The organism is Moorena producens PAL-8-15-08-1 (assembly GCF_001767235.1).
GTDB lineage: Bacteria > Cyanobacteriota > Cyanobacteriia > Cyanobacteriales > Coleofasciculaceae > Moorena > Moorena producens_A.
Map to the genome: position 1 here is coordinate 2,026,951 of NZ_CP017599.1, position 13,879 is coordinate 2,040,829.

13 protein-coding genes are annotated in these 13,879 nt (G+C 44.4%); 4 read left to right on the forward strand and 9 right to left on the reverse strand.

Annotated features, from left to right (window positions below; translation table 11 throughout):
* Window positions 1-324: 324 nt before the first annotated feature.
* Window positions 325-2,556: a GumC family protein gene (locus BJP34_RS07765; RefSeq protein ID WP_070391852.1), complete on the reverse strand. Its 2,232-nt coding sequence runs from the start codon at window positions 2,554-2,556 to the stop codon at window positions 325-327.
* 402 nt (window positions 2,557-2,958) lie between these two features.
* Complete coding sequence (locus tag BJP34_RS42730) at window positions 2,959-3,126, reverse strand: hypothetical protein (RefSeq protein WP_158517080.1); 168 nt, start codon at window positions 3,124-3,126, stop codon at window positions 2,959-2,961.
* A gap of 168 nt (window positions 3,127-3,294) precedes the next feature.
* On the opposite strand from BJP34_RS42730, the gene BJP34_RS07770 reads away from it, so the two are divergent.
* The 3 genes from BJP34_RS07770 to BJP34_RS07780 all read left to right on the forward strand — a co-directional run bounded on the left by BJP34_RS07770 (window position 3,295) and on the right by BJP34_RS07780 (window position 4,981).
* Window positions 3,295-3,930, forward strand: coding sequence for a sigma-70 family RNA polymerase sigma factor (locus BJP34_RS07770; RefSeq protein WP_229424284.1), 636 nt, complete (start codon window positions 3,295-3,297; stop codon window positions 3,928-3,930).
* The gene (locus BJP34_RS07775) at window positions 3,927-4,262 is read left to right on the forward strand and encodes a hypothetical protein (protein WP_070391853.1); all 336 of its coding nucleotides are present in this window, start codon (window positions 3,927-3,929) and stop codon (window positions 4,260-4,262) included. Before BJP34_RS07770 ends, BJP34_RS07775 begins: the two co-directional genes overlap by 4 nt.
* A 281-nt stretch (window positions 4,263-4,543) precedes the next feature.
* Window positions 4,544-4,981 (forward strand): Spy/CpxP family protein refolding chaperone, encoded by a 438-nt coding sequence (locus BJP34_RS07780; RefSeq protein ID WP_158517081.1) that lies wholly within the window; start codon window positions 4,544-4,546, stop codon window positions 4,979-4,981.
* A gap of 69 nt (window positions 4,982-5,050) precedes the next feature.
* Here the strand turns inward: BJP34_RS07780 and BJP34_RS07785 are convergent, their stop codons facing one another.
* Window positions 5,051-6,235, reverse strand: a complete 1,185-nt coding sequence (locus BJP34_RS07785; RefSeq protein WP_070391855.1) for an RNA-guided endonuclease InsQ/TnpB family protein — start codon at window positions 6,233-6,235, stop codon at window positions 5,051-5,053.
* Complete coding sequence (locus BJP34_RS07790; RefSeq protein WP_070391856.1) at window positions 6,156-6,755, reverse strand: IS607 family transposase; 600 nt, start codon at window positions 6,753-6,755, stop codon at window positions 6,156-6,158. Before BJP34_RS07790 ends, BJP34_RS07785 begins: the two co-directional genes overlap by 80 nt.
* Window positions 6,756-6,925: 170 nt before the next feature.
* On the opposite strand from BJP34_RS07790, the gene BJP34_RS07795 reads away from it, so the two are divergent.
* Window positions 6,926-7,159: a YqiA/YcfP family alpha/beta fold hydrolase gene (locus tag BJP34_RS07795; RefSeq protein WP_070391857.1), complete on the forward strand. Its 234-nt coding sequence runs from the start codon at window positions 6,926-6,928 to the stop codon at window positions 7,157-7,159.
* A 69-nt stretch (window positions 7,160-7,228) separates the two neighbouring features.
* On the opposite strand, the gene lnt is transcribed toward BJP34_RS07795, so the two are convergent.
* The 5 genes from lnt to BJP34_RS07815 all read right to left on the reverse strand — a co-directional run bounded on the left by lnt (window position 7,229) and on the right by BJP34_RS07815 (window position 13,837).
* A complete protein-coding gene (gene lnt, locus BJP34_RS07800) occupies window positions 7,229-9,205 on the reverse strand; it encodes an apolipoprotein N-acyltransferase (protein WP_070391858.1) in 1,977 nt (658 codons plus the stop codon).
* Window positions 9,206-9,240: 35 nt separating this feature from the next.
* Entirely contained in the window at window positions 9,241-9,426 is a 186-nt protein-coding gene (locus BJP34_RS39035) for a hypothetical protein (RefSeq protein WP_149030855.1), read from the reverse strand.
* Entirely contained in the window at window positions 9,410-10,642 is a 1,233-nt protein-coding gene (locus BJP34_RS07805; RefSeq protein ID WP_083305047.1) for a glycosyltransferase family 39 protein, read from the reverse strand. The genes BJP34_RS39035 and BJP34_RS07805 overlap by 17 nt, the downstream gene beginning before the upstream one ends.
* A gap of 382 nt (window positions 10,643-11,024) precedes the next feature.
* Window positions 11,025-12,845 (reverse strand): tetratricopeptide repeat protein, encoded by a 1,821-nt coding sequence (locus BJP34_RS07810; RefSeq protein ID WP_070391860.1) that lies wholly within the window; start codon window positions 12,843-12,845, stop codon window positions 11,025-11,027.
* Between the two features lie 74 nt (window positions 12,846-12,919).
* On the reverse strand, window positions 12,920-13,837 hold the full coding sequence (locus BJP34_RS07815; RefSeq protein ID WP_070391861.1) for a branched-chain amino acid transaminase: 918 nt from the start codon (window positions 13,835-13,837) through the stop codon (window positions 12,920-12,922).
* Window positions 13,838-13,879: the final 42 nt, after the last annotated feature.

Genomic DNA, 13,879 nt, shown 5'->3' on the forward strand with positions numbered 1-13,879 from the left:
ATGTCGGCTTGACTAATCATCCATATTACTAATCGGTAAATTGGTAGTTGATGATTATCTAGTTTAGGATTACCGGTTAGTAATTACCTATTCCAAAACATCCTATTTTGTTGGGTAAGTGATTAACCGGATTTAATAGTTTAATAATAATGCTTAATTGCTCACTATATTCATCATTTAAGTAGTTATTTAGTAATTCCTCAAAAACTAGGTGTTTAGTCTATTTATAGTCTGGATTTATCCAGGGTATTCAATCTATAATTTATAATTTATAGTGTTTTTTTGTCTAGGGAATAGGCAGTAGTCATAAGTCATAGTTTTAAATCATTTACGGGAAACATTCGAGGTTTTTTTAGTCTGAGCTTGACGCTGTGCCAATCTTCTGACTGAGCCATGATGGAAGTATTCCTGTGATTGGTAAAAGTAACCAATCGATTCATCTTTTTGAATGACAGCATTAGCCACCAAACCCAAAACCGTCTGACCAGAACTATCTAACATTTGTTTAGCCACATTAGCATTAGCGAAATCCAGAACACCTGGTCGAGCCACCAACAACATGCCATCAGTCATTGGACTTAAGCAAAGGGCATCAGCAGTCAGAAGTAAGGGTGGGGCATCAATAATCACAAAGTCATATTGGGTTGAAAATTCTTGAATCAGGGAAGCCATTTGCTTAGAATCCAGGAGTGCCAAAGGATTAGGAGGCATTACTCCAGCGGTGAGAAGATCAAGATTTTCCATAGCTTGACAGATGACAAGCTCTAGAGGCACTTCACCAATCAGTACCTGGCTCAAACCAGCCACATTCATTACTTGCCAAATATAATGCTGACAGGGGTGACGCATATCGGCATCAATCAGCAAGACCCGACGCCCCAGTTGAGCCATAGCAGCGGCCAAGTTTGCTGATACCGTAGATTTGCCTTCTTTGGAAACGGAGCTAGTGACTACAATAACTTTAGGTGGGTGATCAGACTTGAGAAATTTCAGATTCGCTTGAATCATCCGGTAGACTTCACTCACCATGGAATGAGGCTGGTCTCTTACCGGCAATTCCCCTCCAAAGAATAGGTCATCCCGACGACGGGAGAGCTTCTTGTGCTTGAAAACTGGAATCACCCCTAGCACAGGATATCTTAATAACTGCTTGACTTCTTTGAGAGTTTTGATGGAGCGGTCTCTCATTTCCAAGAGCAAGATAGCAGTCGTGGCTAGTGTGACCCCCAACATCACCCCTAGAGCCAACACCTTTAATTTCTTATCACCTAAAGGCTTTTTAGGAACTATTGCTGGTTCAATGATGCGAGCATTAGCGGTATCTTGGTTTTCTGCGACCTTTAATTCATTGAGATTTTTCAACAGGGTTTCATAGGTCAAGCGGGCAGCTTGGACTCGTTGTTCGAGCTGCTGCTGAGTTTGCTCCAACCGAGGAAGAACATTGACCCGTTGTTCATAGCCAATTCTAGCCTTAGCAAGAGTTGCTAATCCTTCTGCTAAACTTTGACGTTTGACTTCTGATTCAATAAAATCGTTAATCAGTTTTTGTTTGAGCTGGTCAACTTCTAAAAGCCCTTGAGTAATTTGTATCTGAGTACTAGCCAGACTCTGAGAGCCTAGTATTTGATTAATCTGCTGTTGTAAATGACCTGTGAGGGAGCGTTGCTGCTTGGTCAGCCGAATCATGATCGGGTGATTTTTACCGTAACGATTTCTCCCAACCGCTAATTGCCGCTCAACCTCTTGCAGTTCTTGGAGTACCCCCTGTACGGAAGTAGACTGACTCAGGGCACTGATAGCAATTGCCTGCTGGGGATTAAGACCGACCTGGTTTCTCAAGCCAGCAGCTTGGGCATTGGCTTCTTCAAGTTGAGCTTGAACTGTGGTAATTTGGCTGTCTAAGTCAGCCATCACCGCTACCAAAGACCGGGCTTCTTCTGTGAGGGATACAACCTGATTGCGTTCTTTAAATTGGCGTAGAGCAGCTTCTGCTTGCCTGACATTGGCTTCACTTTGAGGAAGTTGGTTAGTAATAAACTCACGGGCTTTTGCTGCTTCCGACTTTTTGGATAGGATCTGATTCTCTATATAAAGCCTCATTAATTGATTGATCACCGCTGCCCCTTTGTCTGAGTTGTTACCCTTGTAGGAAAGCCTAACCACATCGGTACCACCCACAATTTTGATAGTGAGCCTTCTTTTGAGGGCTTCCGGTTCCAAAGGTAGACCTTCGTTATCAGTAAGGTTTAGTTGATCAATGATCTGTTGCAGAAGCGGGTGGGAGTAAATCACCTCAACTTCAGTACTCAGAGGGTTCTGGGCATCAACCAGAGGGCGTAACTGGTCAATTTCCTCCCCCAACCCAGTCAAGAAAGCGGTTCGGTCTATCTTAAACAGTAGTTTTCCTTCAGCTTCATAGGAAGGCTTGAGAAACAAGGTAGACCAGGCTGCTGAGATAACTGTAAATAGGAAAATAGCAACCGCTGGCAACCAACGACGTTTCAATAGTAGTAAGTATTGGCTAATATCGAGATCTATAGAACTTCTAGACTCCATAAGTTCTTAAGGGACTCCCCCTCGGTAGATTGCACAATCAAATAATTTTTGGTATTGGTGCAGATTAGCTACCAAACCTGCCATCCGTCAGATGCAACCTATATATGGAAATAATAATAAAAGTTAATCATATCAAAAGTAACTCGACATTAAAGACTTAGTAAAGATCTGCAAATTTTCCGTGCTTCTTGTGACCATAATACGCTCAAGGGGCTGACCGGGTGTCGGCTATAGGAGCAACGGGGGTACGGTTTGGCGACCGATTGTTGTGTCAGTAAGACCAGGAATCCCTGGAGCTGTTGACTCTTCTATCTTCTGACCTAACCCAAACCCGGTCAGCCGTCAGTCATCAGCCGTCAGCCATCAGCCGTCAGCTTATTTTATTCAAAAACACCGATTGCGCTACTTGAGGTGCTGCGCGAACAGTAGCGATGCAGTGGCCTCACGGGGAGGCAGCGCCTTCATGCGGGGGTTTCCCCCATGAGCGACTGCCGTGGTTTCCCCCACTCGCGCTTTGCATGGCTGACAGCGTGCGCTATGGGCATAAACTGTTCCGTGTAGCATGGCCACAGGCCTTTGGCTGTTCCCGTAGCGTGGGCATTAGCTGATACGCGACACGCGCTATAGCTGAATGCTTACGGTCACCCTACCCCCGCTGGCTCTATTTCTGGCTAAACTTTTCCCAGATTGAACCATTTTGTTGGCCAGTGAGTCTAAATAACATCGGAAAACAAAGCGGTGAGGGGGAACCCAGAGTTGTCAGTCAGATCAGCCCAGGCTTCCAAAGAAGATTCTGCTGCTGCAAAAATAACCAGCACAGACACAGAGTTGGTATTGCAGTGCCAACAGGGGAACCAGCAGAGTTTTCGCCAACTATACCGACGCTATCAGCAGCGCGTCAGGTCAACTATCTATCAGCTATGTGGTGCTTATGCTCTTGATGATTTAGTACAAGAGGTGTTCCTACGAGTTTGGAAAGGCTTACCAAAACTGCGGCAACCCTCACAGTTCTCCACCTGGCTTTACCGCATCTGCTGGAATGTGGCATCGGATCAGCGGCGCAATTTGCAACGGCAACGTGCTTTAAACCTTCAACTTCCAGAGGACACAGCTGATCTACCCCTAAAAAATGCCAAATCCTCCCATACTCCTGATCTTATGCAGTTGCACTATCAGGACATGATTCAAAAAGGAATGCAGCAGCTGAGCTTGAACCATCGTGCTGTGCTGGTGCTACATGATTTAGAGGATTTGCCACAAAAGGAAGTTGCTAAAATTTTGGGCATAGCTCTCGGAACGGTTAAGTCTCGTCTTTTCCACGCTCGAACTTCCCTACGGAAATATATCATCCAACAACAAGGAGAGATGCCATGACTCAGTTTCAACCTGATGACGAACAATGGCAAGCATTTCTGCGCCAACATCGACCTACTCCTCCACCAGCAGCATTTGAGTTGGAGGAACGAGTTATCAATGCGATCGCATTATCCCCACCGCCTAGTCGTAAACCACAGCTTTGGTTAGTTCCATCAGCCATCGCTGTTGGTTTACTGATGGCTTGGAGTGGTTACCGCACTCACAATTTAACCACTCTAGAAGCTTTCTTAGAGAAAAATTGGCATGGAGTTGTGGGAGAGACATCGGTGAGCAATGTCATTCATACTCCACCAGCTGATTGGATGATCTTAGCCAATACTGGACAATAAAAACCCATAGTAGGAACGATCACCTCAGGATCACCAATAGAGGATAAGGTTTGACCTGTCAAAAGGTTTGCTCTAGCCAACGGCTGTGGCAAGGGAAAAGTGGGTTTTTAACCTTCAATCTACCCTACGGGAAGGCCAAGGGCCAACAACCTTCACCCTTCAACCTTCACCCTTCAACCTTCACCCTTCACCCTTCAATCTTCAACCTTCAATATTTCTTACAAACTCTAAATTAAAGACATTTATAGGTAACTTCCATGCTGTTACGTCCTGGTTATATTTTGTCAATTCTCATGGTTACCCTGACTGGCTGCACTGCTGTAGCTAACTCCAACCCTGTAACCTCTCAATTGATTCCCAACCCTGAGGGTCAACAACACCGAAAATCGATTAAGGATAGGTTAGTGAAGCAACTGAATCTCAACCAGGTGCAAAGGCAGCAGCTAAATGCTATTAAGCTAGAGTATGAAGAATCCATTATAGATCTTCGTCAGGAAGTGAGTCAAGCCAAGCAGACATTAAGTGAGTTGATGGTGGGTACAGCTGACAGAGAAACTATCCGCACTCAATACCAACAGGTTCAACTATTGAACCGGCAGCTAGGAGAGTTACACTTTGAGAGTATGTTGCAGATGCGAGAGGTGATGACTCCTGAACAACGCATCCAGTTTGCTCAATTCATGAGACAGCGCCGCAACCAAAACCCTCTATCGGATTAGGGATAACCAAAAAGGATAAGGATTTTGAGATTTATTTATTGACACAGTTTTGCATCTAGCCGATACTTTTTAGCTACCAAAATCTACCAAGGGCAAATCAAGGCTCACTAATGCAAGCTGATTTCTCAGCCAGGGGGTATCTCCCAAGGCTCGTAGAAAGATTCCACGAGCGCCGTTGATGTCTCTATCCATAGAACGACCATCAACTTTTGATTTAATGGTTTTACTGCCACCGATATTGACTAGTTCTCCAGTCCAGCTAACAGTTTTACTTGTATAGGCTTCGCAAACATCCACGACAATTTTCCCTGTCTCTTGAGCTTTATGCTTCAGGAATTCCTTGAAGCGATAGTGAGCAAAAGAAAGCATATTACGAACTGTTTTAGATCTAATTCTGCGATTAGTCTTTCGAGACATCTGGGACGTCTCAAAAGCAGGAAGCAATATTACATCAAAATTGTCAACTAAAAATCGGGCAGTTTTATGATGTAGTTCGTTGATTAGATTTTGGATTTTTATAATCATCCTTCTAGCGGCTTTTCTCATTCGACGTTTCTGCCCTTTTTTCGCCTTACTTATTCGGGACATTAGGCTATCGAGATGAGAGCAAATTCGCTGAATTTTGGAAAAATCACCATTTCCAATCTTCCCAACGGAAGTCTCACTAAAGAATGTCAAGAAAGTTCTAACACCGGGGTCTAAAGCAACTACCCTGCCTTGGTTTTCGGACTTGATATTGGTTGCTTCATGGGGAACTACTAGGTAATAGTTTCCATTGGTACTAGTTAATCGACAATCACAGATGTTCTCAGGTAGGGTCTCAGTAAAGGTAATCTCTCCCAGTTTTGTGTGATAGATACCTTTACTAGAGACTGCCGACTTGGGGATATAGCAAGATTGAACAGGGTTCTTGCGAGATCTAAATTTTACTCGATTGATTTGTGCAGTTTTTTTGTATTTCTTCTTAGCCTCCCTAACCGCAGTGCAAGCATCCTTTATCGCTATAGACTTAATTTGATAAGGTACTGCTTTGCACCATTCAGGGAGGTCATTTAATAGGCCAGTTTTGATAGCTTTCCAATTAGCTTTTGTTTTGCCATCACAGAGTATTTTGACGGTTTTATTGAATACATAACGGGAAACTCCAAACCACTTGCGAACCATTGAGCGTTGTTCAGGGTTTAGGAACACTCTGATCTTCTTTGATTTTCTTACCGTACTTTCTGAGTCCGTGGACTCGGCCAGAAAAGACATGAATGATGGAGAGAAGATCTGCGGTAAGTTCGGATTCGGGGCAGCTTTCAGATTGGTCGAGAACCAGGATTTTTCCACCGTTGAGACTGACCAAGTACTCAATGAGTTCAAACCCGAATCGGGTGAGTCTGTCTCTACAGGTAACAATAATTGTGAGCTTATCTCCGCGCACAATTCGTTCCAATATGGCTCTAAGACCTTTCCTTCTGTAGTTGAGGCCGGAGCCGATGTCTTTAATGATTTCCGCTTCCGGGAAGAGTGAGTGGAGGTAGGCGATTTGCCTGGCGAGGTCGTCTTTTTGTTTGTTGGTACTGACTCTGCAATACCCAATACTGAATTCACGAACTCTACCCACGTCTCCTTTGAAGCTACCAAATCTGAGTAGGCTATCTGTGTCAAATAGCCTGGTTCCCCCAGGGGTTTTTTCGCACCGGATTGTGCCATTGTCCGCATACTTCCTTAAAGTGTTCCCTGATAATCCCGTAAGTTCGACCGCCTTACGTAGAGGAACTAGTACCATGATTTAGATCTAACACGTTTTTGTAAATAGTGCAAGATTTTTGTAGAAATTCGTCAACAGTGACTAGCCTTCGCTATTGGTTGCCCAAATTAGGAGCAGAACAGCTCAATCAGTGGCGCTCCCAGGGATATTTAGAGATTTACCATTACCGATAAAACCGAAAGCTTCCCTTGCACTACCAGTTCGTAGAAGATGCCCGTCATTATGAGGGTTTGGAGCTAGGGCGACAAGTACCTACTCTAATTCTACATGGGTGCGATGATGACGTGATTCCCATCATCGCGAGTCGTGATTATGCCAGTACCCGCCCTTGGGTGCAATTGGTTGAATTGGAGAGCGAACACGGTTTGCGGGATGTGATGGCGTTAATTTGGGCAGCAGTTCGGGAATTTTGTAGTATTTAGGATTGAGGGTTAGTCGGTTGCTCGCCTTTGGCGTCCCTTGTCGGGTAGGTTAGTCAGTTCAGGGGTGAGCTACTCCAATCCAACACCAACTCGACACCAACCCAAAATCAACCAGCCAATTCCCCCTAACCCTAATAACACCGGAGTCAACCAATTCCCCCACTGCACATACAACGTCTGAGTCTGTCGTCGATAAATCGTATCTGCGTGCAACTCATAGGTATTAATCCCCGATAGCCATATTGTTTTTCCATGGGGGTCTACAATACCGGAATAGCCGGTATTAGTTGCTCTAACTGTCCACCTATCTGTTTCAATGGAGCGCATTACATCTTGAGCATGGTGCTGGGCAGGCATCGTATTACTGTAATGGGCATTATTGGATGCAGTGATAATAAACTGCCCACCAGAGGCAGCTTGATAGCGGAAGTGTTCGGCAAAAGCTGACTCATAACAAATTCCTACCACTGCTTGACCAAAGGGTGTTTCTACTAACTGGTCAGGTTTACCAGCTGCTAAGTGAGAATCAAGAGGGGATAGTCGGTCAATTAAACGTCCTAAGAATTCTTCAAAAGGAATATATTCTCCTAAGGGCACTAATTTGACCTTATCGTAACGGCTGAAGGTCTCACCAGTACCGGTAACAGTAAACAAACTATTGGTAAGGCTACGCCCTCTTTGCCCATAGCCTCCTACCCAAACTAAAACCCCTTTATCTAATATTGCTGAGTAGAAAGAACTAACAGTGCGCACCTGTTCTTGCCAAAGAAAAGGTAAGGCAGTTTCAGGAGTTAGCACTGCGTCTACTTTTTGATCTGCCAATGTCTGGTAGCCAGTAGTGTAACCTTTTATAGCACGCCGCCAGCCAGCAGAGTAAAGTTTGATTTCATTGGGGATATTTCCTTGAATAATACCAACTTTAATAGCAGATTTTTTTGATTGCTCAATTGGTTGGTTATACAGTAACCATCCCAGCAGATGTAAGCTAATTAATAACCCGATTGCTATACCCAAAAGGGTTGAATGTTGGAGATTTTGAGGGGTTGAATGTTGGAGGTTTTGAGGAGTTGAAGGTTCAAGGTTTTGAGGGGTTGAAGGTTTAAGGTTTTGAGGAGTTGAAGGTTCAAGTTTTTGAGAGGTTGAAGGTTCAAGCTTGTTGTGATCACTTTCAACCTTGAAGCTGCCAACCTTGAACCTGCCAACATTAAACCTGCCAACATTAAACCTGCCAACCTTGGCCAAAAGGCCACGCTTTCGGCAAAGCCGACGCTGCGCGAACGCGAACAAATGATTAAGGGTTAACCCGCTTTCAGCAATTAAACCATTGACGGCGACAATAGCTGCTGTAACTGTTATTGGACCAGATAATTGACCGAGGTGCAAAATTATCAGGTTATGGGGACTTTGGGTATAGGATAAGCCAGACCAGTACAGGGGACTCATACTCCAGAGGGTTTCTATGCCACACCACAAGCCTGTACCAATTAGAACCCGCAAGCAGGAGGTTAAAAGAACATAGTTTTGAGTGGGGGTAGGAAGATTTATATCAGGATTTATATCAGGATTTATATTACGTTGTTGTGTCGCTTTGGTGGATGGGAATTTACAGCGGTTTTCAGATGAATTGACCTCATTACCTTTAGCTGCAAGCCCCCTAAATCCCCCAATTCTGGGGGACTTTAACTCAAGAACCCCCCAGCGAGGGATTGCTCGCTGGGGGGCTAGGGGGGCGAAACTTGCTGTAATTGATTGAGTGATAGAGATTGCTATTGCCCAGACAGCTACTAGGAGTGCTCCCCAGAGGGTAATGAGTATCCAGCATAATAATGCGATCGCAATACTAGCTAGCCATGGTACCCCCATCCAGTCCATGGGGTGAATACCAGTAATCCAAGATAGAGCTAAGCCATGATAACCGATACCCCAGATCAGACCAGATAAAGCATTGCCACGAATACTCTGACCCCTGACTACTATGAACCATAGCGGCACTAGGGCAATCCAAGCTAGAGGCCAAGCTTCTGTTGGTGATGGTGTCAGTCCCATCAGGATGCCACCGATTAAGGGTAATAGAGCAGTTTTTAGTTTTGTGAGGTACAAATTTCTAGGGAGTAGGGAGTAGGGAGTAGGGAGTAGGGAGTAGGGGTAATAGTTTGTTTAGTAATGATTACGGGCGCGGGTATCGATGGTAGTGGTAAAAAAATCCTGTGTACCTGATGATTATGACAATTGCTATATATTAATAAAGTCTCAAGTTGGCGCACCACCTGCTACACGATACAACGTTGTGTAGTAATGCACCAGACCACTACCCACTGCTATGGCGTAGATCAGAGTTACTAAAACAGCCACTCGACGTTGCCAACGCCAAACTTGCATCAAGCCTGCTGCTAGAAGAATTAAGAAATAGGGGGATACAATTAGTAGATAGCGAGCTTTCCATATGGAACTGGAAACATAGGATATCAATAAGATAGATCCGGCAGGTAATAATGCCCACACTTTAATCCACCAGAGTTTTTTTGAGGGGTGCCTGCTCAATAGAGCGATCGCAAGCAAGCCGATTGCCATGGCCGTATATGCCATGTAATAGAACAAAGGTACAAGATTTGAGGTTAACACATGCTCCACAAGCCACTCCATGATAGACTGCTGATTGAGCTGTTTCATCAGGTCGTTGGCACTGATGCCTGACCCTAGTAAGTGTCTCAATGGCCAGAAAGCTGTCAAGTGGGTGACTTCAGAGACAATTAAGATAATGTTGGGTTTTGGGTATTGTGTTACCCAACCTTTGAGGAATTTACTGGAAGATTCATCAACTGCTGATACTAAAGGAAGCCAACAACTCCCAATCAGCAGCAGCCTGATCCCAAAGGCAAATAATCGGCGCTTTTGATTACGAAACCGCCATCCAATTAATACCAGATCTGGCAGAAACAAGGTCACACTAACCGGAGTAGTCACAAGGCATAGAAACCTGGCCACAGCCCACCAGTTGATGGCAGCAAACCTGGGATTTTCAAGGGCATGAGCTAGAGCTAAGGTACCCCCCAAACTTAAGAAGGGGATCAGGGTGTACATCCTTACCTCTTGGGCATGGTTGATAAACACAGGTGAGAGGGTTAGTAACAGGGCGGCAATCAAGCCAACTGGCTTTCCAGCTAAGCGACGACCCAGCAGGTACATTAGGAAGATACTGCCTAGTCCAAAAATCACAGATAGCCCACGCAACCAAACGGTGCTAGTGCCAAACTGCATCCAAATGTACAGGATCATGAAATAAAAGGGACGTGTCAGATTCTTCGGAGGCAGTGATATCCCACTCTGGGTTTTGTTAATGCTAAATAGCTCATCGTACCATAAGCTTTCTGTACCGAGTTGATAGAGGTACAACCCAGTAGCGACTACTAAAATTAAGCCGATCGGCATCCACTTCTGGAGCCAATTTGCTCTTATTCCAAGTGCTGGTGTATTCAGTTTCATGGTGATGCACAGTTAAGTAAAATTAGTTAATTTAACTTTAATTATTTAACTTATATAAGTTAAATAAGGGATTATAAACGCAATCCTAGTGCTGTGTGAATTTAGTTTTCAGGATTAGTGAAAATAGCCATCTATGTAGAATTGAGAGAATTTTGATCCATATTCCCTATTCCCTGTTCCCTATTCTCTGTTCCCTTTGCTAAAGTGTTAGGTTTTCGTATTTAATCCCTAGCGCTATCCGGTCTAATGCTTAATACCAATTAAAAGTAATTAAAACTAATAGTAGAAGATTTTCCAGTTTCTAAGAGAAAAACCTAAAATCTTTATCAGATATTTATTTAATCCAACTGATCTTTATCAAATATTTATTTTCCCCGACTGATCAACGGCCTAATTTTTGCCTTGCCTGCTGACGCAGATTCCTGGCATTGGGGTGATTCGGTTGGATTTTAAGTGCCTTTTCCATGGCATTGATCCCTTGATCCAATTGACCAACGTCCCATAAGGCTGCCCCTAGATTACTCCAAGCATCAGCAGAATTAGGATTGAGTTGAAGTGCCCGCTCATAAGCTTTTATGGCCTCACTGTAGCGCTTGAGTTTATGGAGCGCTACTCCTTTGTTAATCCAGGCGTCAGCAAAATCGGGCTTGATTGCGATCGCTTTCTCGTATAGAGTTAGAGCTAGAGTTATGGCTGTTGGGGTGTTTTGGGATTCGAGAGCTGCACCCTTACTCCACAATGCTTCTGGGTAGTCAGGTTTAAGGCCAAGGGCTTGATCGCAGGCAGCCAGTCCTTCTTGAGTACGCCCCAAGGAATTCAGGCTATAGCAACGACCCCAATGAGCTTCTGCTAAATCTGAGTTGCGTGCGATCGCTTTGTCGTAAGTCATCAGTGCTTGCTGGTACTTTCCTGCTTGCCGCAAGCTCTCCCCTTGGCTGTTTAATTCTATTGCAGTTGGTTGTGTTTCCGTTGGTTGTGTTTCCGGATCGGATCGCGATTTCGCAGCTGATTCGGTATCCGATCCGGGAGTACTTTTTTGGACTGAGCTGGTAGTAGTGCTTTCAGGGGTTTTGCTAACTACCGCTGGGGTTGCAGGTTTTGACTCAGAGCTGGTAGTCGAACTTTCGGCAACGGTATCCTTAGGGGTGTCAGTTTGACTGACAGGTTTGGGAACTAGAAAAGTCTTAGTTCCGATCACAGAAATACCAATACCCATCCCTGCTAAGACAGTAATCATCAACCAAGGCTTCATTAACCATCTTCGGATGATCTCTGATCTGGCCTGGGTTTGTGCTGATGTTGCTGAAACAGAAACAGTCTCTTCCGGAACTGTAGCAGACATAGCTATTGTTGGTGCAGCAGTTAGCCTCTGAACTGCTGCCAAGGCTTCTACTGCGGTCGGATAGCGGTCACGGAAATCATAGCGCACCATACAGTCGAGGATATCCGCTAATTCTGAGTTAACTTGGGTGTTAACTGGGATGCGATCGCGCCAGTTGATTTCCCCTGTTTCGGAGTTTTCTTTTAGGAACTTGGGATGAATTCCGGTTAATGCCTGGATGCCTACCATCCCCACCGCATAGACATCACTGCTAAAACGAGGATTGCCACCGAACTGTTCTTTGGGGGTGTAGCCATAACTGCCAATAGCAATGGTTTTGGTTTGGCCTGTTTCCGGATCGATAATCTGGGTGCTAGCTTGCTTAACTGCCCCAAAGTCAATCATGACAATTCTATTATCCTTGCGGCGGCGGATCAGGTTTGGGGGTTTGATATCACGATGGATCACACGTTGCTCATGGACAAATACTAGGACTTGTAGAATATCTTGCAACAGAGCAATCACTCGATTTGATTCCCAAGGCTGACGGATTTCTTGGTTGAGGGGTTCTCCATCAATAAATTCTTGGGCCAGATAAAACTCGTGATTTTCCTCAAAATGCGCCAGCAACTGGGGGATCTGATCGTGGTTACCCAGCTGGTAGAGGACTTGCGCTTCTCGCTCAAATAGGCGTTTGGAAATTTCCAAACACTCAGGATCGCTCACCTGGGGTTTGAGCTGTTTAATCACACATTGGGGAGTTCCTGGCAAGTGCAAGTCCTGTGCCAGAAACGTTTGACCAAAACCACCGGCTCCCAACTTGCTGATAATTTTGTAGCGACCGCCTAAGGGGTTTGGGGAATTTATCAGTTTATTGTTCATAGTTTAGCTTTGATTATACTCGCCATCCCAGAAGTCGCTACAGGTTTACAGGGTTCTATAAGCCTAACTTTAGTTTAATTATCAATATTAACCGTATACACCCAGTCTTTGTATTTCGGTTCCCGATTTTCGGTAATTGCTGCTAGCATCTCCTTGAGCTTTTCGGTTATTGGTCTGTTTGGAGATAAGTGATAGTTTTCAATTCGTTTAACTGGAGTGATCTTTGCCGCTGTTCCACTCAGAAATACTTCATCGGCAATAAATAGTTCTGATTTATCCACTGGTCGTTGTATAGTTGGCAAGCCCATGTCTTTAGCAAGGGTCAGAATACTATCCCGAGTAATTCCTTCTAGGATATCCTGATCGAATCCAGGGGTAATTAGCTGCCCATTTCTGACCACAAAGATATTCATCCCAGAAGCTTCCGAGACTTTGCCCTCAGAATTCATCAAAATTGCTTCATCAAAGCCAGACTCTACTGCTTCAGTTTTCGCCAAGGAAGAGGTAATATAAGCCCCACTAATTTTACCTCTCAAGGGTAAACTTTGGTCTTGTTGTCGATGCCATGAACTAATCCGACAGCTAACTCCTTCAGGAGATAAATAATCGCCTAATTCTAATCCATACACAAAAAAGTCTTTGTCAATCTTATGGAGTCTCGGGGAAATTCCTAAATCTGACGTGTAGACAAAAGGGCGGATATAAAACGGTGTAGTTGGTTTATTTTGTTTTATAAAATCAAGGATAATAGTCTTGATTTTATCAGCAGGTAAATTGTAGTGTAATAACCGGGCACTATTACTTAGGCGTTGGCAATGGCGGTCTAAGCGAAACAGTAAACATTGCTGTGGGTTTTTCGGGTCAGGGAGAGAGCGTAATCCGCCAAAAGCTCCAGTGCCGTAGTGCAAGGCATGGGTAGCAATGGAGATTTTGGCGTCAGCGAAAGGGACAAACTTGTTCTGAAAGTAAGCAATGGGCAAAAAATCAGGCATAGTTAAAATCAGTGCTTCAAAATTAATTTATCTCAGTTTAAC